This window comes from Klebsiella sp. LTGPAF-6F, from assembly GCF_001753185.1.
Classification (GTDB): domain Bacteria; phylum Pseudomonadota; class Gammaproteobacteria; order Enterobacterales; family Enterobacteriaceae; genus Klebsiella; species Klebsiella michiganensis.
In genome coordinates this window covers 518,719-541,576 of the sequence record NZ_CP017450.1, presented here as the reverse complement: position 1 = coordinate 541,576, position 22,858 = coordinate 518,719, and the positions used below count along the sequence as shown (strand labels likewise).

25 protein-coding genes, 1 pseudogene and 1 riboswitch are annotated in these 22,858 nt (G+C 50.1%); of the genes and pseudogenes, 11 read left to right on the top strand and 15 right to left on the bottom strand.

Annotation, left to right across the window (positions count from 1 at the left end):
- Window positions 1-3: 3 nt before the first annotated feature.
- The 4 genes from BJF97_RS34905 to BJF97_RS02595 form a co-directional block, all read right to left on the bottom strand.
- The gene (locus tag BJF97_RS34905) at window positions 4-558 is read right to left on the bottom strand and encodes a hypothetical protein (protein ID WP_070082764.1); all 555 of its coding nucleotides are present in this window, start codon (window positions 556-558) and stop codon (window positions 4-6) included.
- Window positions 555-1,481 (bottom strand): ParA family protein, encoded by a 927-nt coding sequence (locus tag BJF97_RS02605; protein WP_070082763.1) that lies wholly within the window; start codon window positions 1,479-1,481, stop codon window positions 555-557. The genes BJF97_RS34905 and BJF97_RS02605 overlap by 4 nt, the downstream gene beginning before the upstream one ends.
- Before the next feature lie 417 nt (window positions 1,482-1,898).
- Window positions 1,899-2,864, bottom strand: coding sequence for a tyrosine-type recombinase/integrase (locus tag BJF97_RS02600; RefSeq protein ID WP_013095253.1), 966 nt, complete (start codon window positions 2,862-2,864; stop codon window positions 1,899-1,901).
- A 34-nt stretch (window positions 2,865-2,898) separates the two neighbouring features.
- Window positions 2,899-4,479: a TraI domain-containing protein gene (locus BJF97_RS02595; protein WP_086538577.1), complete on the bottom strand. Its 1,581-nt coding sequence runs from the start codon at window positions 4,477-4,479 to the stop codon at window positions 2,899-2,901.
- A gap of 204 nt (window positions 4,480-4,683) precedes the next feature.
- Here BJF97_RS02595 and BJF97_RS02590 point away from each other — a divergent pair, with 204 nt between their 5' ends.
- From BJF97_RS02590 to BJF97_RS02550, 9 genes are all read left to right on the top strand, one after another.
- Entirely contained in the window at window positions 4,684-5,244 is a 561-nt protein-coding gene (locus tag BJF97_RS02590; RefSeq protein ID WP_013095250.1) for a hypothetical protein, read from the top strand.
- A gap of 174 nt (window positions 5,245-5,418) precedes the next feature.
- Window positions 5,419-6,408, top strand: a complete 990-nt coding sequence (locus BJF97_RS02585) for a hypothetical protein (RefSeq protein WP_013095249.1) — start codon at window positions 5,419-5,421, stop codon at window positions 6,406-6,408.
- Between the two features lie 106 nt (window positions 6,409-6,514).
- Window positions 6,515-7,711, top strand: a complete 1,197-nt coding sequence (locus BJF97_RS02580; RefSeq protein ID WP_013095247.1) for a conjugal transfer protein TraF — start codon at window positions 6,515-6,517, stop codon at window positions 7,709-7,711.
- 72 nt (window positions 7,712-7,783) lie between these two features.
- Window positions 7,784-8,320, top strand: coding sequence for a hypothetical protein (locus tag BJF97_RS02575; protein ID WP_013095246.1), 537 nt, complete (start codon window positions 7,784-7,786; stop codon window positions 8,318-8,320).
- Between the two features lie 15 nt (window positions 8,321-8,335).
- The gene (locus BJF97_RS02570) at window positions 8,336-8,989 is read left to right on the top strand and encodes a hypothetical protein (RefSeq protein WP_013095245.1); all 654 of its coding nucleotides are present in this window, start codon (window positions 8,336-8,338) and stop codon (window positions 8,987-8,989) included.
- Window positions 8,986-9,465 carry a macro domain-containing protein gene (locus tag BJF97_RS02565; protein WP_013095244.1) on the top strand — a complete coding sequence of 160 codons (480 nt, stop codon included), beginning with the start codon at window positions 8,986-8,988 and terminating at the stop codon, window positions 9,463-9,465. The genes BJF97_RS02570 and BJF97_RS02565 overlap by 4 nt, the downstream gene beginning before the upstream one ends.
- Complete coding sequence (locus BJF97_RS02560; protein ID WP_070082762.1) at window positions 9,462-10,202, top strand: hypothetical protein; 741 nt, start codon at window positions 9,462-9,464, stop codon at window positions 10,200-10,202. The genes BJF97_RS02565 and BJF97_RS02560 overlap by 4 nt, the downstream gene beginning before the upstream one ends.
- Window positions 10,202-10,711: an HNH endonuclease gene (locus BJF97_RS02555; RefSeq protein WP_370686018.1), complete on the top strand. Its 510-nt coding sequence runs from the start codon at window positions 10,202-10,204 to the stop codon at window positions 10,709-10,711. Before BJF97_RS02560 ends, BJF97_RS02555 begins: the two co-directional genes overlap by 1 nt.
- Before the next feature lie 175 nt (window positions 10,712-10,886).
- Window positions 10,887-11,300, top strand: a complete 414-nt coding sequence (locus tag BJF97_RS02550) for a hypothetical protein (RefSeq protein ID WP_054442362.1) — start codon at window positions 10,887-10,889, stop codon at window positions 11,298-11,300.
- 47 nt (window positions 11,301-11,347) lie between these two features.
- Here BJF97_RS02550 and BJF97_RS02545 read toward each other — a convergent pair whose 3' ends face one another.
- The 11 genes from BJF97_RS02545 to BJF97_RS35610 form a co-directional block, all read right to left on the bottom strand.
- Entirely contained in the window at window positions 11,348-12,034 is a 687-nt protein-coding gene (locus BJF97_RS02545) for an N-6 DNA methylase (RefSeq protein ID WP_013095238.1), read from the bottom strand.
- 126 nt (window positions 12,035-12,160) lie between these two features.
- Window positions 12,161-13,111 carry a DUF1281 domain-containing protein gene (locus BJF97_RS02540; protein WP_013095237.1) on the bottom strand — a complete coding sequence of 317 codons (951 nt, stop codon included), beginning with the start codon at window positions 13,109-13,111 and terminating at the stop codon, window positions 12,161-12,163.
- A 96-nt stretch (window positions 13,112-13,207) separates the two neighbouring features.
- Complete coding sequence (locus tag BJF97_RS02535; RefSeq protein ID WP_013095236.1) at window positions 13,208-14,191, bottom strand: ArdC family protein; 984 nt, start codon at window positions 14,189-14,191, stop codon at window positions 13,208-13,210.
- 72 nt (window positions 14,192-14,263) lie between these two features.
- Window positions 14,264-14,875 (bottom strand): hypothetical protein, encoded by a 612-nt coding sequence (locus tag BJF97_RS02530; RefSeq protein WP_013095235.1) that lies wholly within the window; start codon window positions 14,873-14,875, stop codon window positions 14,264-14,266.
- Window positions 14,876-14,984: 109 nt separating this feature from the next.
- The gene (locus BJF97_RS02525; protein ID WP_013095234.1) at window positions 14,985-15,452 is read right to left on the bottom strand and encodes a hypothetical protein; all 468 of its coding nucleotides are present in this window, start codon (window positions 15,450-15,452) and stop codon (window positions 14,985-14,987) included.
- A 53-nt stretch (window positions 15,453-15,505) separates the two neighbouring features.
- Window positions 15,506-15,802: a hypothetical protein gene (locus BJF97_RS02520; RefSeq protein ID WP_013095233.1), complete on the bottom strand. Its 297-nt coding sequence runs from the start codon at window positions 15,800-15,802 to the stop codon at window positions 15,506-15,508.
- 123 nt (window positions 15,803-15,925) lie between these two features.
- Entirely contained in the window at window positions 15,926-16,288 is a 363-nt protein-coding gene (locus BJF97_RS02515; RefSeq protein ID WP_013095232.1) for a hypothetical protein, read from the bottom strand.
- 82 nt (window positions 16,289-16,370) lie between these two features.
- Window positions 16,371-16,760: a hypothetical protein gene (locus tag BJF97_RS02510; RefSeq protein WP_013095231.1), complete on the bottom strand. Its 390-nt coding sequence runs from the start codon at window positions 16,758-16,760 to the stop codon at window positions 16,371-16,373.
- Window positions 16,761-17,046: 286 nt separating this feature from the next.
- Entirely contained in the window at window positions 17,047-17,493 is a 447-nt protein-coding gene (locus tag BJF97_RS02505; RefSeq protein WP_099725561.1) for a hypothetical protein, read from the bottom strand.
- 73 nt (window positions 17,494-17,566) lie between these two features.
- Window positions 17,567-18,451: an integrase domain-containing protein gene (locus tag BJF97_RS02500; RefSeq protein WP_013095229.1), complete on the bottom strand. Its 885-nt coding sequence runs from the start codon at window positions 18,449-18,451 to the stop codon at window positions 17,567-17,569.
- Window positions 18,452-20,778: 2,327 nt separating this feature from the next.
- Complete coding sequence (locus BJF97_RS35610; protein ID WP_353055152.1) at window positions 20,779-20,853, bottom strand: hypothetical protein; 75 nt, start codon at window positions 20,851-20,853, stop codon at window positions 20,779-20,781.
- A gap of 418 nt (window positions 20,854-21,271) precedes the next feature.
- Window positions 21,272-21,346, top strand: a riboswitch (Fluoride riboswitch).
- A 293-nt stretch (window positions 21,347-21,639) separates the two neighbouring features.
- Between BJF97_RS35610 and BJF97_RS34985 the strand changes: the two are divergent.
- Together BJF97_RS34985 and BJF97_RS02490 are read left to right on the top strand one after the other, a co-directional pair.
- Window positions 21,640-21,771: pseudogene (locus BJF97_RS34985) on the top strand (phosphopyruvate hydratase); the annotation flags it as partial.
- 152 nt (window positions 21,772-21,923) lie between these two features.
- Window positions 21,924-22,778, top strand: coding sequence for a 2,3-bisphosphoglycerate-dependent phosphoglycerate mutase (locus tag BJF97_RS02490; RefSeq protein WP_227660841.1), 855 nt, complete (start codon window positions 21,924-21,926; stop codon window positions 22,776-22,778).
- The last annotated feature ends 80 nt before the right edge of the window (window positions 22,779-22,858 follow it).

The window sequence follows — 22,858 nt, the reverse complement described above, 5'->3', positions numbered from 1 at the left end:
CCCTTAGTCATGATCATCAGTGAGTGGATGGTTCAGAAAAAAATCACAGGACGAACACACACCCAACCCTGCTTCGCGGTTGACTTTGAGCCAGTAACAAACGTTTCGGTTTTCGTCGACACAGGCATGGCTGTCTGTACAACCACACCCGACACAGGTGGCTTCCTGTTCAACCGCTACCGATAAGGCGCCAATCTCATGAAGCGCTGTGGTTAATATTGCGCGTAGCGCCGCTGAGGCGACCAGGATTAGGGGGGCATTATCATAGATTGCTCCCCCTCCAGCTTGATGGCTCCAGCCGATTTCCAGCAGAGGAGCTCCAGGGGAAGAAAGCGCGCCCAACGCCTGCTCGCGGAGTTCTTCTTCGCCATCAAGGTTATAGAAATCAATAAATCCGCGGGAAACACCCCATTCCAAAGACAATCGCTGGTATAACAACTCTTTGGCGGTTTCGTAGTCGGGAGCGTCAACAAACGCAAAAATCTCTTCACATAAGCGAAGAGGATCGGTACTGCTGGCAACGGCACGCCACAACCGGTTTTGGTTATTTTTGCTCATGCCAGCACCTCCTTGTTTCCCATCAGAAGTGCGTCAAAGTCAGGCTTCCAATACGGAAACAACTCGCAGGCCAGATGATGCATAGTAACGGCAGCGGCCTGAGTGGATGTGCGTGTCGTCGTTCTTTCAAGACGGTGAACCGGCTGGCCGCAGGCGTGCCCCATTTTGTAGATTTCTAATTTTGGGATCAGGGTATTAAGGAGAGAAACGTTGAATGCGTCTGCCCGGGGATATAGACCATTGGTGATAATGTTGTTCAAGCTTTCCAGCGTTTGCTGGTCAAGGTTCGTGAACTCCATGCAGTTGGTCAGAATACGAATGTGTGGTAATGAAATCCCGTAGCAGGTCAGCGGTAATAGCCCTTCCATCAACCCCAGGGTGCCACGCAGGAACTCACGAGTATCCGGTAATATAGGTTTGATAACACCTACCGAAAATTCAGTGCTGGCAAGTAAGATAAGCTCCAGCATCACTGAAGCCGCGCCTTTAGAATCGATGATAATGACGTCATAGCCCTGAAACAAAGGGTGCTGCAGCACATTGCGCAAACGCATACGACCATCAGGCGCGTGAAGCATGGCAGAAGACAGGCGGTCATGCGGATCGTTAGAAACAATAATGTCCAGATTTGGGATGACTGACCGTGAAACGATATGCTCAGGCTGATTGAGATCGACTGACTTCATCAACAATTCGTACAGGCCGCTGGGTGCCTCGTATTCCAGGGCGAATATACTACTTGCGGTAGGTTGAGAGTGGTCACCATCAATGAGGAGAGTCTTTTTACCCGCATCCGCCAGAAAACCGGCGAGGTTGGCACTTTGCGTCGATTTTCCTTCGCCGCCTTTGGTTGAGACCATAGGGACGATTTGCGGCCGGGTACTGACAGGAGCTTCAGTGGCTTTAGTAACGATATTTTCCATGTGTACACTCGAATAAATTATTCGATGCGTACAGGGTCTACGGTACTATTTACACACTGCGATATATTAACTTGCTAACGACGAGAGGATTGAAAATCCCCGTGTCCTTGGTTCGATTCCGAGTCCGGGCACCACTTCTTCAGAGCCTGTCCGTTAAGAGATGAGATCCTTAACGGGCAAGACAAAGTCCCGGCCCCATCATCGTGCAGGATGAGGCAAAGTCGTTCTGCACCTGAGGGTTTAGGGATTAAGAATCCGGAGGATGTTGGTCGCATCCTCCGGATTTCTCACATCCCAACAATTTCAGTTACAGGTATTTACCTTCTCAGCGCTGCTCTGTCAACGATCTGTAAAGGAAAACCCGCGATTTTTCCCGTTTAGATATCAAATCCTTATGAATTTGACTTAGGATTACTCCTAAGCTGCATATGCGGCTTCAAGATTTCGCCTCAGGTTATCCATGTTTGCTTCCACATATTCCAGGGTCACCGCTACGCTGGAATGACCGAGCAGCATCTGGACATCATTCAGGCTTCTCTCCGGGCGTTTCATCAGGTCTGTGGCTATCGTATGCCTGAACCGGTGCGGGCTGATATCACACTGACACTCCCTGGACAGTCTTCTGAAGAAGGCCCTCATCGGTAGGTGATCCATGTTTTTAGCCCGAATAATTCTTTTCTTTTTGGGTGTAAACCGGTTGATGTTGAATAACTGCTCCCCTTTTTTGGATCCCTTCTGTACAGACATAAGATACAGTTGCTCAAGACGCGGTCTCAGCCGCGCTGTGATCGGCACGCGATGCTCCCGGTGGTTTTTAGAACCTTCAGCCTGTAATTCAATGATGCCCAGTTTCAGGTCCACATCACAAAGTCGTATATGCAGCAGCTGATTCTGGCGCATACCGGTGAACTTCAGTGTCTCAATGACCGTCATCCAGAACCAGGCGGGTTCAAGGGCATTTGGCCGCGGATCGTGAACGCCCATCTGCTCCAGCTCAATTTTCCTTTCCATGATTAAATCAATTTTCTTCATCTGCTCCCCGGATAGTGTTTTTTTTCGTTTAATATCGGGTTTAACAATCACCTGGTTAAAAGGATTCTCTCTGGCTGAAATAAGTTTATTCGTGATGGCATGATTAAATACTGCCCGCATGTGGGCAACCTTGTTATTCCATGTCCGCTTACTGGACATCTGTTCATTCAGAACATACCGTCTCCATTTCAGAACATCCATTCGCGTCACATTTTCCGGAAGAATATCTTCTCCGTAAAATTCAAGGAAAGTTCTCACCACCTTTCGGTAACTCCATTCTGTTGCACGACGAAGAACTTTATTAAAAAAATAGTCATCGAGAATTTTTTCAAACGTCACAATGTCTGCCATAATGACCTCGTAATATTAACTTAACCTCAGCAAATTATTTCTTCGCTGAAAGCCATATACTGTCCGTGAGACAGCTCCCTTTTTTAAAAATAATGTCAGCGTTAATCATGTAGCCTGACACTTTGGTAAAACGACCGCTTTTATCCGGCGTGTCGTATTGATGGTAATGGAATAACCCCTTACCATTTCGTGAATGGTGTACGTTCAGCGCCTCAAAACTTTTCTGCAGCCTGTCCTTGTCGGTAACACTCCCTTCCGCTGTAGAGGTGTGACGGTAAAAACAGGCCGGTGACACCATGAATACAAACTGCGCCAGAACGTGCAGAATGCTGTCCTTTTCATTGACGCTGAGCGTGCCGTCCTCAACGCTGTCCCTGACCCACTCCAGAAATAACGCGCCGGCCTGCTCTTCCTTGTCCATCCCCTCCTCATGCGAAGGGTGCGTACCGGGCGGAAGCTCCGTGGCCGGAGGGCTATCAGCACTATCTGCAGGTACATTTTCCGTTACCACAGAGCTTTTCCCTTCTGCCATCAGGTCCAGCAATGACAGCAGGTTCTCCGTGGATACCTGCGCCCCACCTTCCTCATCCCTGCTGATATCATTTTCTGCTGAAAGCAGCGGTTCATGTGTTGAAAGTGCTGATTCCAGTACCAGTGCTGAAGGGACAGTATTAACGGACGTTTTCTCTCCGTCCTGACTGAAACTGTAGGTCATATCTCCGGTTTTAATTGGCACTGAAACATCCGGAGAATTATCGTTACTGGACAATGGGATAGAATCAGTCTCATATAATTTAGGGAAGGTATGACCAGTGACAGGCACAACTGTCACAAGGGAGACCGGGTCTGGTGGCTGCCCGGACATAACGGCCGTATCAGAGAGACCGCAGCTGCGCAGCGCATCGTTCACAATACTGTTCAGAATCCCGGCTTCCGCACGACGTCCGGAAAGAAACAGCAGCAGCGTATCAGACAGCACAGGCCAGCGCTGAAGCCACAGCAGAGCGGCCTCAGGCAGGAGCCTGAACGCCACATATACACTGCCCGTCGCCCCCGGAGGTTCACCGGCCGGCCTGACCCGCCACGGTTCTCCGGGCACACTCAGCCCCGGATACCAGACACGTCCGCTTTTCAGCGCCCCCTCCACCTGCATCAGCCAGGGCAGGTGATGGAACAGCCCGGCCCAGTACGCTGCACAGACCCAGCCGGGCATCTGCTCTGCCTGCTCTTCAGGCGTGGCACCCGGTGGCAGCATCATGCCACGTACCAGCCTCACCGCACGTGTGGCTACGTTCAGGCTGAGTTCATTAAACCCTCCCGGTCCGGAGAACGGCCCAGACCAGGCCCCCGGGCAGGCCTGCACCCGTCCCGCCATCTCCTCCAGTGGCCTGAGCCACCAAGCTTCCGTGACCTGCTGCGACAGCGGGCTGTTCTCTGTCAGCACCCGGATAAGGCGACGGTATTCGTCTGCCTGCAGCAGTGATCTGCCCGTCTGAGCAGGGCGCCAGCCATCATCAGCAACAGTCCGGGACGGCGTGGCACCCGCCGGTAGCCTCTCTCCGGGCCGTTTTTCCTGTCTGCTCCTGCCTGTTAACCAGTTAAGTCCACGCACCATCACCTCCGCCGGAATATGCCTGCTGAAAATGACGCTACGCTAAAAGCCCCCCTGATAATTGCAACCGGAAACCCTGAACCGCCCCTGACAGAAATCCTGCTTGTGAAAATATTCAGAAGTGGTTTCAGATTTTCAGGGTGCCGGGACCAGAGGAGGAGTGCTCTCCTGCACGCCTCTGTTAACACCGTTATCGGGAGTCTGTTCATGCAGCAAGCCTGTGTTTTTTCTTTTTTCCTGCTATGGCTGGGTTTGTCCGGCGTGATGGGTCTGGAGATCACCGGCGGCGTTCCCTGCTCCGGTTTTTATCTGGTCTGGGTGCTGCTGTCCGGCCTCCCCTTCCTGCTGCGCCCGCTCGCATGGGCAGAGCGTCGTTTCAGGCCGAAGATGACGCTGATAAGCCAGCACGGAAAGCGGGCATGGGTTCACCTGGCCCCCTGGCAGCCCACCACCGACCTGACGCCGTCGCGTGTCTGTCTGTTCTGGCAGAACGTGAACGCCTCAACCTGTCAGGCACTGGAAACACACCGCACCGTTATCATCTCATCGCACCTGCTGACCGGTATACGTGCCCGCAGGCTACTGGCCCACACCACGGAATATGGACTCACGGTCCGCAGCCGTATTTATCAGATTCCTTTTACTCCCTGGAAAAGAGCACTGATGCAGCTCGAAATCCTTTTCCGGCAGTGGCGCTGGCGCACGGACTTCCGCAGGGACTGGCCCGTGCTGGTCCTCCGGCGAAAATCTTTAAACACGGAAAAATAATTTCCCCTGTCAACAGTCTGCGCGCCGTTTCACACTGGATACATGCATGTATTCGATCTGAACGATCGATTTTATCCGTTATACATCCGCATTTTCGCGGCGTAACGTATTCACACCGGATACATATAAATAAACCGATGAAAATTAGACTGTTAGCCAACACCAGGACTTTTTATGAAGCATCTGAATATGACATCCCTGCTGGCAAGGATCGCCCTTGAACGGGACGACGAATTGCTGCAGCTGACCGCCGCAATGTCCGACGGAAAGAAAACATCCGGTAACCCGATGGCCATCCGTTTCAAACCTGCTGTGGGGGATTTTATCATCCTCATGTCAGGTCGTCTGGGTATCTCGGCTGCGGCTCTCGTGAATATTATGATTGAAGGCGTCATGCGTGAAACCCTCACACCGCATCAGGCCGCCGTTACCCGCATCCCTGAACGTTTCTGGCTGTTGATGGACGAATACAATCTGTCATCTCCGGAGGTGGCCCATCTGCTTGCGGACTGGAACATGAGCCTGGGTGTGCTGGAAAACCGGGAAAGAACGCTCGGTTACATGACCCCGCCCCTGCTGGAAAAATTGTCTGAATGGTTTTATGTCAGTACCGGGTGGCTCTCGGGCAAAATCGTCCCTCCGGTCCGGATTACCGTATTTCCTGACTGGCTCGATGCATCCCGGTTATTAACGTGCAGAATTCAGGAAATCAATCCGGAAGATTTTATCGCCCGGCCGGATCTCTTTTTTATTCGAAAAAAAGAGCAGGATGATATTTTCCTGTTTATTCGCCGGTACACAACCATTAACGACACAAGGTTCCGTGTTGTGGAATGTGCTGGCCGTTGTTCAGTATCCGGTGAGTCAGGGAAACAATTTACTTTATTCCTGGCCCTGTGCGGATTGCTGTTTAAAGCCGAAGTCCTCTCCCTTGTCGATACCTTTATTGATTCAGGGAACATTCTGGATTCAATGATATCCGGGGAAGTACTTCCGCCGGCAGCATTAAGGGAAATACAAAAACCCTTCCACGATTCTCACGGAAAATATACCCAAAGGATCTGGAGCACTGAAGAAAGGGAGCCTTTCCTTAATCCGGATAATTTTATAAATGATGAATGGAGAAAGATAGCGGAAGACATTATTTCAACCCGTTCCATCTGAATTCACTGAATAGCCCGTTTTAACTGGCGCGCCAGCGTCAGGGGATTCTTTTGCCTTAAACACCATAAATGAGAAAAGGAAATAAATGATGAAAGCTTCAGTTTCAATGATTACACGCTGCATTTCTGTTGCCCTGCTGGTTTCTGCGGTGCCGTCAGTCTATGCAGCCACAGGCTGGATGGAAGCACGGGGGGACGCAATGGGGGGCACCGGCGTGGCATCAGCACACTACGGTACCGCGGCGCTGTCCAACCCGGCGCTGTTGACGCATTTTGGACCAACCGATTATTTCAGCCTGGTGCTGCCGTCTGTCGGCGCGCAAGTCTCTGATCCCGATAACACGGTGGACAAAGCGGATGATGTGAAAGACCTGTGGGACCGTTTTGATGCAGCCGCCGACAGCCAGTCCGGTGTCAGCGAAAGCGCAGCGGCACTTAAAAATAAACTGCAGGATCTGAAAGATACTCATGCCAATGGTCAGGTCGGTGCCTCTGTAGTGGCAACCGTGCCAAATCAGACCCTGCCTTTTGCGGTAGTCGTGAAGTCCTGGGGGACAGTGTCTGTTGAGGGTAAAGTCAGTGACCATGACCTGGATTATCTCGATAAGGTGGCTGATGGCGACATCCCTCCATCCGCTGTAGACAAGAATTCCCTGACCTCGAAAGCTTATGGCCGTGCAGCCGTTATCACCGATGTCGGGGTAGCAATGGCACATGAGTTTGAAACTGCCGGTCAGAGATGGTCCCTGGGCATCACCCCGAAATATCAGCGTATTGACCTGTTTAACTACAATGTCTCCGTTCGCGATTTCGATAAGAGCGATATCCATTCCGGCGATTACCGCAACACAAAAACGGGTTTTAACGCTGACCTGGGACTGGCAACGGATCTGACTGACAACTGGACTCTGGGTCTGGCAGTCCTGAACGTCATTCCCCGTTCCGTTGAGACCAAACCGGTAAATGGCTCGACCGGGACATTCAAAGTTAAGCCGCAGGCTACGGCCGGAGCTGCATGGCACAGCGGTTTTATCACAACGGCGCTCGATGTCGACCTGACTGAAGCCAGCCGTTTCGATACCGACAAAAAGCGTCAGTTTGCAAGCGCTGGCGTCGAGCTGAATGCGTGGAGCTGGATGCAGGTTCGTGCAGGTTACCGCCAGAACATCATTTCGAACGATGGCTCCGCCTTCACGGCCGGGCTCGGTTTCTCGCCTTTTGATGTGGTCCATCTGGACATCACGGGCATTGCCGGCACCGATCGTACCTACGGTGCAGTCGCCCAGATGCAGTTCACCTTCTGATTCAACAAGACCGGGGCAACAGAGGATAAGCCCCGGGATTTCACTTCCTGAAGACGTCAAAAGGGTAATACCATGATAAAAATGTTCTCCGTTGTCTCTCTGACGACTCTTTTATTAACGCTGACCGGCTGTAGCGGCAGTTCCCCCTTAAACGACCTCAGCCTCAGCAGGCTGACATCGCTTATCAACCCTGTGAGTCAGCAGCAGACACAAAACAGTGCTGAACCGAACCAACGTAATTACGTCGGCCAGTTTTATGGCCCTATACCGATTCCAGCTGAAACTGTAGCCATGCGTCTGAAACAGCATTACGGGTTTGTATCGGACATTGATGTCGCTGCTGCACATAACAGCGGTCAGGGAAATGCAGGCTGGTCAGCATCGGCGATCTCAGAAGGCACCAGTTGGGAGGCGCAGCCGGGCAACTACTATCGCATGAGCCGGAACTGGGCCGAAAATGACCGCCTGACGCTCGATGTTCGGGGGAACAGTAAAGAGAGCTTTATTACAGCAACCTATATATCTTCCAATCCGGAGCATCTTAAAAAAACCTGGACATCACGTTTGTGGAAGCAGATCCCGGATGTCGCTAGCGGCTCTCTCAAATAAATAAGAGGTCACATCATGGTTCAGTTACAGACACAACTCAATGCCATCCACGAACGGATTGCAGAAGCGCAGAATATTGTGGCACGCCGGGAGCGCTCCGTTAAACGTGCGGAACGCAATCTTGAAATTGCAGAGGATAACCTTGCTCAGCTGCAAAATGAACGTGACGAACTGCTGATTGCGTCATGGGGAGATATACCGAACTGGCAGGTTATTTTTGACCTCGTTAATCCCTCACCGGCAATGTATGAATACAAAGAAAAATGGGTCAGGGAAAAAGGCCTTCACGCGGGCGGGATGTATAATTGCCATACTAATCAGGGCGCCTTCTCTGTTGGTTTTACCACAACATCAGAACACGAACTGTATCAAAATATCCGCATGGTTGAATTCGTTATGCAATATTTGCGGACCGACCACAATAACGAAAAAACAATGATTGTCTATAACGTCCCGACTGACAATTGTTGCCACAACTTCGTTTTTAATACAGGAACGGGAAAATACGGAATTACCACTGACAGCTATATGAGTCGCAGCAACATTACTGAATTCTCAACAGCAGAAGAAGCGCTGCGCTATCTGCAAAGCATTTCCGATACCGATATCGTCCCTGAGCCGGAAAGTCTTCCCGGTGCAGTAATATATCCTGACGGAGATGAAGAATGACACTTACCGTCCTGCCAGGTGATCTCTTCGAACAGGAAGCTGATTGTCTGATCAATGCCTGGAATATGAATTTTATACCCTGGTGGCTGCTCTGGCCTAAGGGGGTCTCCGGCAGACTGAAACAGCTGGCAGGGCCGGAGCCGTTCCGACAACTCGCCCGAACAGGTGTGATGCGCCCGGGAACGGTCTGCCTGACTGATGGCGGTAAACTTAAAACACCCATCATTCATGCAGCCGCACTGAATATGTTCTGGTGCAGCTCGGAATCAATCGTCCATTGCTGCACAGATGCGGCCCTGAACCTCGCCGCCGTGAAGGGATTTCACTCTGTTGCTTTTCCTTTACTGGGAAGCGGTATCGGTGGACTTACTCCATCACTCAGCCTGGAGGCGATGACCCGTGCGATTGAAATCAACCCGTACAGCAAAACTCTCGATATCAAAATCATAACCTACAGAAAAGGCGATGCAGTATGAATAACGACATGTTGACACTGGCGGCGAAGAAATACCTTTCAACATTCGCAGATCACCGAAACAATCCCACAAATTATGAAGCGCTGACTGCATGGGATAATGCCACCAGTGAGTTTATGGCATTAGTGAATAACGACGAATTAAACATCATCGCATCGCTGCTTGCAGGGCGCGAAGCTGACAAAACCGATAATTCTCAACTGCGCCAACGCATCGCCGATCTAGAAGCCCGCCCGGTTGCGCCGTTCGACTTCAAAGAGACCACTGACGCAGACTACTGCCGGGAGTGGGCATGGCGTGCAATCAAGAAAGACCTCCCTACTGAACACTGGAAAACCGGGGAGAACGGGACATTCTATGCATTTTACCTGATGGGATGGCATGCACGTTTACAGTACAACGAACAACGTCGCTCTGAGTATTCTCAAATCGCAGACACCATTCTGAAAACTCGCACGGTGAGCATTAATACGGAGCCGTGGCGATCATTCGTTTCTGACGATGATATTACAGCGCTGAACCGCTTTGCTGAGTGCTGTGATGACCCGGAATCAGGTGGCCATGACCTTGAGAAAGAACAGGTGAAACGGCTTGAAAAAATCGGGTTATTACGACGTTCGGGGCGCATCAGCTTCACCACGGATTTCGGCGATTTCGTACTGTCTGCCGCTGGCATCAATCTCAATCTGGAAATGGGGGAACAGGTATGCCCAGGGTTAAAAATCGTGAAGGCATGATGATTGAACTGCCTGATTTGCCGAAGCACCTGCCTAAAGCGGAAGTTCCGGACGGTCGTTTCTCCAGGCCAAAGAACAAAATCACAAAAGCGCAGCGGGCAGAGCTGCGCATGAAGTTCGGCGGGCGCTGTGCGTATTGTGGCTGCTTTCTCCCTGAAAAAGGCTGGCATGCAGATCACGTTGAACCTGTGCGCCGCGATTTTGAATATGTGCTGGCACCAGTTGGAAGCGGAGTAACGCATGTTGCCAGAAACACTGGTAAAGTCTTGCATCCAGATCTGCACACAATAGAAAACCTGTTTCCCGCCTGCGCACCGTGCAACCTGTTCAAGGGGGCATTTAGCGTTGAAGGAATGAGAAAAGAAATCAGCCAGCAGGTAGAGCGCGCCCGAACATATAGCGTCAATTTCCGCACCGCAGAGCGCTTTGGCCTGGTAGAGATCGTCGATAAGCCGGTGGTGTTCTGGTTTGAACACTATCAACAGCAGGAGGCGAAAATACAGGTATGAAGTATTACCACCACCTTATTTATACCTTCAGGCTGACCAGACTTCTGCTGAGAAGAGAAATCCCGCTGCGAATATTTATTTTTGCTTTACAGACAAAACCAGGAGCCGTCGCCGGTAAGCATGGTTCTTATATTGTAGACCCGTTCTACGATGACCTGGGTTAAAAGGCTACAGAATGAAAATTAACATCAGATTTTCAAGATTATTTTTACTTGCGATCCCATTAGCCATATATGGCACGGAGTTACTATTTTGGTATGTCATGATGAAAAGAAATATATTCCCGCCGGAATACATAAGCTGGCGGGTTACTATCCTGTTAACATTTGTATGGATATCTGGGTTTGCGCTCTATTTGTGTGAGAATGCTGAAAAATGGCCTGTACTTCTTATGAAGCTATTCAGTCCCGTTGCTGGCTATATTTTAGTGGCATGTGTAGCAACTCTGGATGCATTCGTAATGTGGGATACGAAACCATTCACCGACAATTACGTTGACTTTTTTCGTCTTGGTTTTCTTGGCAGCTATATTATCCCATTAATCCTCGTTTTTTTATCCGGAATCTTCGATAACTTTTCAGATATGTGAAAAGAAAAGGCCACAATGATTCGTGGCCTTTTGTTCAGTATGAGCTTTCATGCAACGGCTGCATTCATTCTCGTCTGCAGCAGGAAACTCCAGTTCCCCATGTAATGCGCGGGCGTGTGAAGTATTCGCCGGCGCTCATCGTTTAGTGAGTTGCCGATCACCACCTCCCCCGGCACACCAGACAGCGAAAGCTGGATATACGCCATACCGGCCGCCAGCGGATCGATATCCTGAGCAGAGACCCACAGATACCGGTGAGGAGAATAGCCAGCCTCACGCAGAACAAAGGCAAATGCCAGAGCCATACAGCCGGCGCCGCAGGCAGGTTCGGAAAGCGTGATAAACGGCTTGTCCCTAAAATTATCTTCGACGTTACCGAGCTGCATTCTGGCCATCATCAGACCGATATTCCACGGCGTGAAAAACTGACCACGGTATTTATCACCCAGTTCAAGCTGCATAAAAACGCGGCCAAGAAAATCGCCGGGCGTCTCATCCAGCCCGTTGGTCACATGGGCCAGTAGCTGCGCCATACGGGAGATGTCCGTTTTTTCGTAACGGCCGACAATACGCATGTACTTTTCTTCCCGTTTGTCACAGAACTGAAGGCTGTTCTGCAGTGCGATCACACTGCAGCTGACAAAGTCTTCAAATACCTGATGCCGGTGATGGTACCGTGCAGTCTGGCTGAAGAGTGAGAGAAAGGCTTTTTCGTGGTTGATGACGCTTTTCATATGTGCTCCCTTCCGGAAAGAGAACACGCGCCCGGAGGGAAACGGTGTTCCCTTCAGGGTGAAAAACGGCCACAGCTTTCGCTGTGACCGGTCAGAGGAGCCGGATAAACCGACGTTAAGTGAATGTTATGCGCGGATGCTGCCGTAGTGCGCTGCGGTGGTTGCAGGAACCGCAGCCGTTTCGGGTGTCACCAGATACATGCGTGCACCGTCGCCGGATGCTGACTGCCGCAGCGCTTCTGCCTGGTACGGACCACTGTCAACGTGGTCCCCCCGATCAAAGCAGTTGAACCCTGACGTGCCGGCATCCGGTGAAATCCAGTAGTGCCGGATTTCACAGTCAAACATCTGCGACATTATCCCCATAACCTCACCTGACGGCGGATACCAGGGAGATGCAAAGCTCAGCGTCAGTGACCCCACGTCATCCCTGCTCCAGCTGGCCTGATGGCCCGCCGGAAACTCCATGCCAAAGAGCTGCATATAGAGTTCGGACGTTATACAGAGCCCGGTGAAAAGACCACCTTCGCCGTTGAGCTCGGAGGCCAGACGTGACGGCATCACCATCAGCATGTCACAGGGGCAGGTCGTCTCCGGCATGATGCTCAGCGACTCCCAGCGCTCCTGCGGATCAAACTGACCACCGGCACCGGCAACGCCGAACCAGTCGGCATAGTGCACGGCCATCAGCTGCGCCATTATCTGCCGCGCTGCAAAGGGAATGGCTTCCCATTTCAGTGCATCGATGCCGGACTGCAGCCAGATTTTCTCCATACGGGAGAGCGTCTTGCTGTCAAGCCACGCATTCTGCTCCAGCAGCTCGATAAAATGCTGGAAGGCCTGGTTGGGTGAGGTCTGCGCGCCTGTACCGGATGCGGTCAGCATAGGATACGGTGCGTAATCCACCGCCCTGACGGGCTTCAGTATGCCGGCACAGCCGGCGAGGAACAGCTTTATCGCCTGCCGGATGGCATGCCGGTAAAGCGGTTTTTCCGTGCCGGCAATCCAGGGCTGCATCACATCGAGACAGACTGATTTACCGGTGATCTCCAGACGGTTTTGGCACCATGAGAACATTGTGAAACTCCTCTTGTCGGTTAAAACGAAAAGAGGGCATCTCCCTGAGGAAGATGCCCCCAGGGGGATGATGGCGGCCGCAGCCGCCGGGTCAGTTTATGCCGCCTGTTCCGTGTTCCGGTTCAGGGGGGCAAGTAAATATTCCGACGCTTCCCGGGCAAACCGGCAGGCACGGAAAATCGCTCTTTTGTCTTCACGAAGGGCTTTCAGCCAGCCGGCCAGATAGCTTTCGTGCTGCACGTCGCCGGTAATGCCGAGCTCCACACAGAGAAAGGCACTTCCGGTTTCCGCTATCAGCTCTTCGAAGGCGTAAACCGGATCACCGAACTTACGCGATGATGAGGTAATACCTTCCCGGTTCAGGCGGCTGCTGTGGCCGGTGGCATGTACCAGTTCGTGCAACAGCGTGGACCAGTAATCCGCTTCCGTCCGGAACTGCGATGCCGTCGGCATCACAATGCGGTCGGCACCCGGACGGTAAAATGCGCGGTCCTGCCGGCGATGGTCACAGCCGACGCCGGTTGTGCTGAGTATCTGCTGCACCTGCTGCAGTTGAGCTGCACTGAGTTCAGAGGGCGGCTCTGCCTCCACCGTGTTGGGCTGTTCACCCTGTACGGATTCGGGAAGGCCGTCGCACTGGGCAACATTGAACAACTGCAACTGCTTCAGCATGGCCAGTTGCTCCATGACCGGTTCACCGTCGCGATACAACAGGTTATCGCTGCTGTCGCGGGCCTGTTTCTCAAACGGTTTGTAGATGATGGCCAGCGCGCTGGTCTCATTCTTCCTGACATAACCGCCGACGGCTTTCGCCTGCCGGAAAGTCAGCCAGCGGTCGGACGTGTACCCGTGTTCTTCAGCGGCCATCCACAGCAGTGGTACATTAATGCCACTGTAGGCGCGGCCGGTGACGGCATTGACCGGCAGACTGCCTCCATGCACGTTCTGAGCCGAACGCCAGGGGCGCCGCCAGGGCGGTACGCCGTTTTCGAGCGCCAGAATGATTTTGTCAGTGACCTGCTGATACAGGTCGGGGGTCTGTACTGCCGCCGGTTTACGCCGGCCGGTGGTTATCTTCATGGGATGCTGCCTCTGAGTGCGGGGCGCATCCCTGCCCGGTGGCGGACGATGCGCCACCGGTGCGTGGAAAAATCAGTAATAACGTAAGGAGCCGTCGGACATCACCGAACGGATACGGTCACGTACGCTCTCGACCGCCCGGTCAAACCTCTCCCGGTCGGCGGGTTTCGCCCGTTTCGAGTCCAGGCGTATCACCTGATCCAGCACATGCAATGCCTGCGAACGCCAGCTGAGACGTTCAGCATCACCCACACAGGCATGGAAGTGGCGTAAGGACTGCTCATAAAGCCACTGTATCCGGTAGCGATATTCGCCCACCGGCACATATACCTTCATGGGTGGTCTCGTTCCCTTGTGAAGTGTCAGCGCGTTATTCAGCTTACTGATAACAGGCTTCATGAGCAGGTCGTGATGGTCGTTCAGCACGGCATCAAACATGCTCTGTGCCATAAATGTCTGAAAAGAAAACTCATGTTCGGGTATGAGCGTGTCGACAAGTGTGAACCAGTCTGCATCTTTTAACGGATTGCAGCCTGCAGCCCAGGCTTTCAGCCACTCCCCCGGACGTCTGTCATCCGGTACACGAAGATAAATGCCCAGTTTCTTTTCAAGTATCAGCGGGCGCTGCATACCCAGATTCTGTGTAAACAGCGGACGTAGTTCATCAGAAGTAAAGCGGATCATATTTCCTCCGGGGAAAGGAGGAGGAAACTTCCCCGGGAGGGAAGGTCCCTCCGGAAAGTGTTTGTTTAACTGAGAAAGCTTCTCTCGGGAGCCGCTTTCGCTTCAGAAATCAGGCTATATAGTCTGCACTCGCACAGAATACAGCCCGTTGTTCCTCACTGGCTTCATCGTCAGAGCGCATCTCATCAAAGTGCATCTGCCCCTCACTAAACCCAAAATTCCAGGCCCGGGGGGCAATCTGTTCTCCGAGAAGGATCAGCCCGGCAATGTACTTTTCGAATAAACCGTCAGTAAATGCCCCGGTCATACAGGCGTACCCAATAAGCCGGGCAATCGAAACAAGCCGGAATGTGCGTACCGGAACGCCGTAGCTGCCCGTCAGGTCAGGGATAGCGCAGCGCCGGAATGCACGTATTGCCAGGAGTTCACCCTCTAATTCCGCAACATAAGCGATGAAACGGGAAAGCGAGCGTTGCCCCTGCCACAGTTCATGCATTCCCTGAGGTGCGTAAGATCTGTCAAAAGCGATGTCATTAAATACGGTCATGTTGAATACCTCAGAATAAAATGAAGCCATGCCCGCCAGTACCTCCCGCAGGGAAGATCCCTGGGGGAGGTCAGTGTGTTGTATCAGTCAAAACGGTAACGTAAATCAGCCAGCTGCTGCGCCATCCGGCGACCAGCATTCATTGCCTGACGCGAGGAGGCAAACCGTCCTGCGGTTGCACAACGTTGATAGGTCCAGTCTTTCGGACTGTAACCGGTTCGTCGGGAAATTATGGCTGTGAATCCGTTACCATCCGGGATCACTTCCGGCCGGAAGCTGCTGTGCCCCGACTGATTGGTGAACCATTCTTTCTTACGTTGATTAAGTGACTCAGAAACGTGCGCCAGAGCTGAAGCCGCTTTTGATGCAAGGATGAGCATTATACTCATGGTATGTCTCCGTTGGTTAAGGCGGAGACACCTTCACCGCTATGCGGGGGGTTATCCCCGCATGGGTGAGTTATCAGTAATCGAATATCCGTCGTAAAAAATCAGATATTGTCGTTAAACGCCGGACCAGTTAGCCAGTCCACGTTCGGTGCCCAGCTTAAAACCGTAGCACCATGCGTTAGTGTCGCCTTCAGCGTCGAAGCGTTTTCCCGTCAGGACAACATCATCGACAAACTGACGAAGAGAGTCTGGAATCAGATTCATTTCCTGGGCCTCACCAACAACACTGGCAAGGTGGATTGTCTGGCTGCAGCGTTCCGGAAAACCATCCAGATCGATGCTGTCCGGGATGCCGCAAATGTTCAGCGCTGTAGCGCTCTGTAACAGCCCTTCAATCTCCGACATCACCGAAATGAACCCGGTCTTTGAATGGATGCTGGCAGCAAGGACATCAACAGTAATAGCAAAAGCAGTCATCAAAGGTTCCTTATAAAACGTGGAACCCTGCCCTGTCGGGAGCGGAGTCCTGTGGGAGAAGTGAGTGAAATGTACAGCGTTATCAGCAATGAGCAGTCGCCCTGGACTCCAGTGCGGCTGCGTCGCTGAATCCATTCTGACAGCCTTCCTGCCACTGCGTGGCGTCGAGCTGCATCCCGGTAAAATGAAGGCGGTTGATGAACCAGCGTGGCCAGCGAACCTTTAGTCCGTAATACTCGCGTTCTCCGAAGAAAAAGGCGGCATGGTAGACCGAGAATTCCGTCAGCAACACTGATGCTTCGTCCTTCTGATATGAACGGGCAAGCTCCAGCTCACGAACAACAAGCAGTAATGACTTCGCATCACCGGTGAACCAGAAAAACCATTCAGCAATCAGCGTTTTTGGTGCAATGAAGCACACAAAGCGATCGGCAAAAACAGCAACAAAGTAAACAATATGAAGAAAGGTCATGGCGGCATTTCCTGAATAAAAAAGGGAAACGACCACCCGATACGGGAAGCGTTGTCCCGTGGGATGAAAAATCTGGAAGAATAAGTTGAATGGACCTTAACCTGGTTATCAGGTCCCTGTTTGCAAAGGTTAAACAGGTTTGAACCACCCGAAGGCGCCACCTCTCAGGTTGTGGTGGCATTGGCATGGATTACCCGAAGGCGTTCGTCTCAAATCCACCGAACATTGGCAGTTGTCGTGATGACAACGGTTAGCAAAATTATCGTACGACAGGCTTGATGATTGTTCAACAGGTACTTAAGTACCATTGAACAAAATCCTTTAAGAAGCGGGTATCGGACTCTTCAACATAGGTGGTGAGAAAAGTTTCTGCATATGTGTCAAGTACATCCTGAGCAACTACTGTCCCACCTGTCACTGCCATGTTCCACTTTTTATCACCCAGTACCTGTTTACATTGCTCAAAAATATCATCAAGGCACTTAACTCTATGATCAGGAATCAGTCCAAGAAGTTTATATTCCATTAATCTTTCAGTAACTAAAAAAGTAGTCCGGGAAACATGCTCAAAAGAGAAGTAACTATCACCCTTACCATCGATGGCAAAGAGAATGGAGTATGCATGCAACAATTTCAAACGCCCTTCAATTTCTGATACGAGTGAAATAAAATCAAAAAATGAAGCCCTATTAGCCACTTTAACTAACCTGGATACTTTAAGTACATTCATCATAACCCCTGCCATCAATGAGTGAGAATAATTTAATTTCAATAAAACTTAGTGATAGCGTTCAACACGTTGGCTGCTATGATTTTGTCTTGCTATAAATCCTCGCTACATAATGTCCACGACCATCACCGTGACCTAAATCCATAGAAGCAAGAGCCTGAGCTTCTTTTACACTGAAGCCGTGTTCTAAATATAATCCGATCACATCTTGTGTATAAGCGTACCTGAGGCTATGAGGAGCAAACTCTCCAACCATTCCCGCTTCACGTACGATATTTCTGTATCGCTCAATGGCAAGGTGTAAGGAAGGTTTATCGATGAGTTTTCCATTATGTTCTGCTGTGTACTTCAAAGCGGAAGATAATAATTTTAATGTCTCTTCACGCTTAATAATTGTCGTGTCCCTGGGCCTTCCACCTTTCGTCCCAAAAACCACTCTGATTTTATTCTCTCCGTTCTGCAAAGCCTTTTTCCATGTCGAAAGTGATTTAACCGACTGGATCGTTTCCTCTGTTCGTAAACCGAGGAGACGAGAGAGTTGAATGGCAACAGCCACGCCTTCATCTTTCTCCTTAACTAACGAAAGTACAGAATCAAGATGTTCATCGGTGATGGCCACTTTTGTTCCATCACGACTTGTTCCGGAGATGTTCAATGCTTCATTGCTCAGTTTTTCGTGAGACGGATCGGCCATAAACGTTTTTCCCGCAACACGTAACAAAGAACGAATGGCGGACATTTCATTTTGCAGGGTGCGTTTTGATATGTCTTCCGCAAGACGGCTGCGAACATATAATTCAACATGCCCTGTTTTAATATTTTTAATGTCCCTAATCTGAATATTAAGACTTTGCAACCGGGCAGCAAATCTGTCGGCTATTTTCATCCGATCGGCAACAGTCTTAAAACTTCCACCTGCCTGTCTGGCAAGTGTTTTCAAATTTTTATTCAATTTAGCCATTACAGCTTCTCCTCATAAAAAGGTGACAGAGCTTTTCCGTCTGAGTGAACGGAAAAGCTTTGTCACCGGCTGCACTGAAGTTACAGACGATGGTATTTCACCCCGATGGCACGGTTACGGTTGCGCTTCCTGCGACTCGGCAGACATCTGTGCATCGGGGCGGCGAAATGTTGAGTTATTGCAAGGCTCCCCAGGTCTCTGACCTGTTCGCGGCTTTCGCCGGGCTGATATTCATCAGACTGCCTCCACACACCAGCTGCTCGCCGGTGTCGCCATCGATGTCGTGCCGATTTCTCCTTAAATGAAGTGAAGTCCTGACGCATAAGCGTGTTGAAGGACGTTGGTTAATTTGCGTTAAAACGTATGAGAGGACGTCTTTAAGGTCGTAAAACCCTTAGTTACGTGTTGTTCAGTTGGTACGAAAACGTTGAAAACCACGTCGTACGTGGGTTGAGACGTAGTGCGCTGCGCGCGTCACTTGGTACTCGTTTCACTCGAACGCAAGTGACGCCGCGCTCCTCTGCTCTCAATGCAGTCGTGGAAGATGCCCAAATGTTTCAAATGGTCATACCCACGCCGCAAAGTTTGCAACCGGAATTCAGCGTCTGAACGAAAGAGGAAACGTTGGCGAGAACCACCATTGAGATGAAAAGGCCATAAACAGGCATTGTAAGTAAAAGGACCTTCGTCGCTATACGACCTCCGTTTTCAAAGGTTAAACGGAGTTACCGCCCGAAGGCTCCGTCTCTCAGGTCATGACGGTTTTGGCAAGCAATCACCCGAAGGCGTCCCTCTCAGATTGCAGGGACATTGGCATGTTGCTTTACGCAACGGTATAACGGAGCCATGTTAGATCAGAGTGCGATCCTTTATCAAGGTTACAACAGCAAAAAGCAAAGTTAGTATGTTCCGAAATTAAATCATGAAGGAGCAGTTTACGTTCGGATTCGATATCTTGAGACTATTTTGTCTTGCATGTACTCGGTGAAATACATTATCTCAGGATAAATAAATTCTTTAGTCAAACTATATAAATTCAATCCTCCCGAACTTCATCAATTTTTTCTTTAGGAATAACTATTTTTAATAACCATGAATTTCCCCTTTAAATCTGAAAGGCTTACCCCATCGATTTGCGATATTGTATCAAAAAGGTTCGCAGGATAAGCCTCATCATTAATCCCATTTAAAAATAGCGATACACCCCTGATTTTTCACTCATTGATTTATAGGTAGTTGTTTTATTATAGCTTGATGTTCATTAAACATGTCGACATTATCTTAATTTCCGCTGCAGTTGGAGCCCATTTCGCCCTAGAACAATTTCAAAGATTAAAGAAAAGGCTTCAAGAAATTTATTTCAGACACACTGAGACCCAATATCTTCAAATAAAAAAATTAAAGTTTTTATTTTATTTTAGCCCAACCTTAAATTATAATAAATTAAGAGAAATTTACATTTTCAAGATAGTCATCAATCTTTTTAAAAGAACCACATCAAAAGGGTCAGCGATATAATTTTCATAATTCACCCCATAAAAATGACAGCTTTTATAATACACTTCTTAGCAAAAATTTCGCTCTACTTGAATTACTCCAAGAAATTTCGAACTTTGCATTACATCTAATTTACTATCTGGAACATCCCAAGTCATGAAAGCAGCAGCATCAGTTAGCTCATCTGAATTTTTTCTGTAGCAAAATACAGAGCAACTAATGGGCTTTTTTCCAGTCTATAACCTTGTCGATAAACCATAGCGTTACGCAGCCACATGAAGATCATTTTCATTCATAGTATACTCGCTGATAATATTTACATCAGTGATCTGTTCCCAGTTGTTCGTGTCAACGCAAAGCCTCTTCTCCTGCCTTACGGCGGGTAAACTGCTACTCTGATGTTGTCGAGACATAGAGTTGGCCCTGTGATGCGCCTCCTTTCATTCACCCAGAGTAGCCCCCAGCGGTCGGGAAGTTCATCAATGGTAATGACATCCTCCAGACACAGAAAATAACAAAAATCGCCCATCCCCCCACTGCCCTGTGGGGTTTCAGCCGGTCACGCAGAAAATCTGCCCGTGACACTTTCACCTACACCACCACGCTGGCCGCTTTGAATCCCCGCCGGCAGCCCCATGCGTCTGCCTGTTCGTTTTCCCTTAACGCGCCGACTTCGATAAAGGCAACATTGCCCACTGACCGCCCCTGCTTTCGGTGCGAAGCGACCAGCGACGGGCAATGTCTGCCAGTTCCATATGTATCATATGCCCTCCAAGCTGGTTCAGCTTGGAGGGCACGCGCCAGCGGTCAGCCGCACGCTGGCCGTCAGGCTACTCCTCCACCGCGTCCTGGTGCCACCTGAGTTCCGCCAGCGAGGGAAAGCGCCTGCGCCACTGCCAGAACATCGATGCCAGTTCGTCCGACCAGCGCGAATACTATGCTCCCACCATTTCCGGCGACTGAACACTCAGATCAGCCCGCGCGACCAGGCTCTGATGCAGCATGGCCTCATGGCACCAGCGTTTATCTTCCTTCCGCTGTACCTTGTGCTAGCGCAGATTCACGCGTTTTTCCGCACGGGGCTGGTTACGCCAGACCACATCCGGGAACAGACACTGCTGCACCACCTCCGACAGGGGCGAAAGGTGAATGATGATTTTCGTCCGCGAATGGATAACTCATCAGGATATTCACCAATTTTTTTTCGTTCTGCGGGAGAGCGAATATCAAGTTAACAATACCTGCCTGTTTCCCGTTGTAACACATCGCTGATATGGCATGCCGTAATAAATATTGATTTCAGAGAAAGTCTCATTTAAGCTCAATCCATAAGGTGATGGTGCTCCACCTTTCCCAACCGCCAGTACTTTCAAACTGGATGATGACGCCTGATATACAATATCGCTGTTTCCTTTTAAGCATGTATGTCAGGTGTTTCTATGCGAAATTCAGACAATTTCTTCTCATTCCACAAAACGCCCTTGTCAAAATGTTCTCTTTTCATTCATGTTATTGGGCTGCGCTACACTGTCTGTAGTGTTCCAGCTTCGGCCGACCCGCTTAACCACATCGGCGGACCAGCCCCCCATTATCGTCCAGGAAAATTCACCTGCTCGACCACGAAGAATCAAGAAACCATCACCACATTACGTGAAATTTCGGACCTGAATAATGACGCATTCGTTTGCGAACTTCGTTACAGTCGTCTAAAAACTGGTGCCCCCTGCGGCAGAGAGCGCATTGAAAAATACAATCAGTTGAAGCGTATTGAAAACGCTATGGGTGAGGCGGCAGTCTTTATCGGTAAGCCAGCCTTTAAAAAAGCCAGTCCTGTACCTACCCCATACCTTCGATCTGGGGGCTATAAGGAGGTCCTCTGTGAATCCTAAAATACTCTTACTATCAACGGTCATCGGAATACTGACAACTTGTCTGGTTTTCCTAATCTCAGATGTATTTTTTTCCGCACTTCCTGATGATTACGTGGCAATCGCTATTGCCCTTTTCATCGGGAGTAGCAGCCATTTGCTGGTCCGCCATTTTCTCAGCAGAACATCGAAAAAAAAAGGTTATTAAACGTGGATGCCAGGAAAACCCTGGCAATTTATTGATACGTACTATTAACAACAACGGGTTCTGGGTCATGGGAAAAATAATTTTGCTCCGACATGGCGAAAGTGAATGGAATCAGCAAAATCGTTTTACAGGATGGACAGACGTTACGCTGACCAGGAGAGGAGAAGAAGAAGCCCGACATGCAGCCAGGCTCATAAAACAGGCTGGTATACAGATAGATTCAGCCTGTACATCTGTTCTCAACCGGGCAATACATTCACTTTGGTTGATAATGGAGACACTGAACCTGTTATGGCTGCCAGTGAGTAAAACCTGGCGGTTGAATGAACGTCATTATGGCGCCCTGCAAGGGATGAGGAAAGATGAAGCGGCACAACAAATGGGCGAGGAACTGGTGTATCACTGGCGAAAAAGTTACCGAGGTATTCCGCCTTTGCTTGCGGCAGCCCCACAACTTCTCCATCGCGAAGCCCGCTATCACCATATTGCTCTGTCAGATCTCCCAAAAGGTGAAAGTCTTGAGATGGCACTACGAAGAGTTATACCTTACTGGCAGCATGTCATCGCTCCCCGCGTCGTCAGCGGAGAAACATTATTACTGATCGGCCATGCCAATATGCTTCGGGCTCTGACAATGTACCTTGAGCAGACAGACGAAAATAATGTAATGGATCTGCATATCCCTACGGGTGTCCCAGTCCTTTATGAAATGAGCGAAGACAAAACCATCAGTGGTCGCTATATACTGGAGTAAGTTACGATATTCTGTGGGTTTAAGTGTTTTATTTATAATTCATTATTAGCAATGATTATCTGTGTATCACTAGTATGTGT

Excerpts from the sequence above, each read along its gene's own strand:
- BJF97_RS34905 (WP_070082764.1), bottom strand. The coding sequence starts at position 558 with ATGAGCAAAAATAACCAAAACCGGTTGTGGCGTGCCGTTGCCAGCAGT.
- BJF97_RS02605 (WP_070082763.1), bottom strand. The coding sequence starts at position 1,481 with ATGGAAAATATCGTTACTAAAGCCACTGAAGCTCCTGTCAGTACCCGG.
- BJF97_RS02600 (WP_013095253.1), bottom strand. The coding sequence starts at position 2,864 with ATGGCAGACATTGTGACGTTTGAAAAAATTCTCGATGACTATTTTTTT.
- BJF97_RS02595 (WP_086538577.1), bottom strand. The coding sequence starts at position 4,479 with ATGGTGCGTGGACTTAACTGGTTAACAGGCAGGAGCAGACAGGAAAAA.
- BJF97_RS02590 (WP_013095250.1), top strand. The coding sequence starts at position 4,684 with ATGCAGCAAGCCTGTGTTTTTTCTTTTTTCCTGCTATGGCTGGGTTTG.
- BJF97_RS02585 (WP_013095249.1), top strand. The coding sequence starts at position 5,419 with ATGAAGCATCTGAATATGACATCCCTGCTGGCAAGGATCGCCCTTGAA.
- BJF97_RS02580 (WP_013095247.1), top strand. The coding sequence starts at position 6,515 with ATGATTACACGCTGCATTTCTGTTGCCCTGCTGGTTTCTGCGGTGCCG.
- BJF97_RS02575 (WP_013095246.1), top strand. The coding sequence starts at position 7,784 with ATGATAAAAATGTTCTCCGTTGTCTCTCTGACGACTCTTTTATTAACG.
- BJF97_RS02570 (WP_013095245.1), top strand. The coding sequence starts at position 8,336 with ATGGTTCAGTTACAGACACAACTCAATGCCATCCACGAACGGATTGCA.
- BJF97_RS02565 (WP_013095244.1), top strand. The coding sequence starts at position 8,986 with ATGACACTTACCGTCCTGCCAGGTGATCTCTTCGAACAGGAAGCTGAT.
- BJF97_RS02560 (WP_070082762.1), top strand. The coding sequence starts at position 9,462 with ATGAATAACGACATGTTGACACTGGCGGCGAAGAAATACCTTTCAACA.
- BJF97_RS02555 (WP_370686018.1), top strand. The coding sequence starts at position 10,202 with ATGATTGAACTGCCTGATTTGCCGAAGCACCTGCCTAAAGCGGAAGTT.
- BJF97_RS02550 (WP_054442362.1), top strand. The coding sequence starts at position 10,887 with ATGAAAATTAACATCAGATTTTCAAGATTATTTTTACTTGCGATCCCA.
- BJF97_RS02545 (WP_013095238.1), bottom strand. The coding sequence starts at position 12,034 with ATGAAAAGCGTCATCAACCACGAAAAAGCCTTTCTCTCACTCTTCAGC.
- BJF97_RS02540 (WP_013095237.1), bottom strand. The coding sequence starts at position 13,111 with ATGTTCTCATGGTGCCAAAACCGTCTGGAGATCACCGGTAAATCAGTC.
- BJF97_RS02535 (WP_013095236.1), bottom strand. The coding sequence starts at position 14,191 with ATGAAGATAACCACCGGCCGGCGTAAACCGGCGGCAGTACAGACCCCC.
- BJF97_RS02530 (WP_013095235.1), bottom strand. The coding sequence starts at position 14,875 with ATGATCCGCTTTACTTCTGATGAACTACGTCCGCTGTTTACACAGAAT.
- BJF97_RS02525 (WP_013095234.1), bottom strand. The coding sequence starts at position 15,452 with ATGGCTTCATTTTATTCTGAGGTATTCAACATGACCGTATTTAATGAC.
- BJF97_RS02520 (WP_013095233.1), bottom strand. The coding sequence starts at position 15,802 with ATGCTCATCCTTGCATCAAAAGCGGCTTCAGCTCTGGCGCACGTTTCT.
- BJF97_RS02515 (WP_013095232.1), bottom strand. The coding sequence starts at position 16,288 with ATGACTGCTTTTGCTATTACTGTTGATGTCCTTGCTGCCAGCATCCAT.
- BJF97_RS02510 (WP_013095231.1), bottom strand. The coding sequence starts at position 16,760 with ATGACCTTTCTTCATATTGTTTACTTTGTTGCTGTTTTTGCCGATCGC.
- BJF97_RS02505 (WP_099725561.1), bottom strand. The coding sequence starts at position 17,493 with ATGATGAATGTACTTAAAGTATCCAGGTTAGTTAAAGTGGCTAATAGG.
- BJF97_RS02500 (WP_013095229.1), bottom strand. The coding sequence starts at position 18,451 with ATGGCTAAATTGAATAAAAATTTGAAAACACTTGCCAGACAGGCAGGT.
- BJF97_RS02490 (WP_227660841.1), top strand. The coding sequence starts at position 21,924 with ATGATTACGTGGCAATCGCTATTGCCCTTTTCATCGGGAGTAGCAGCC.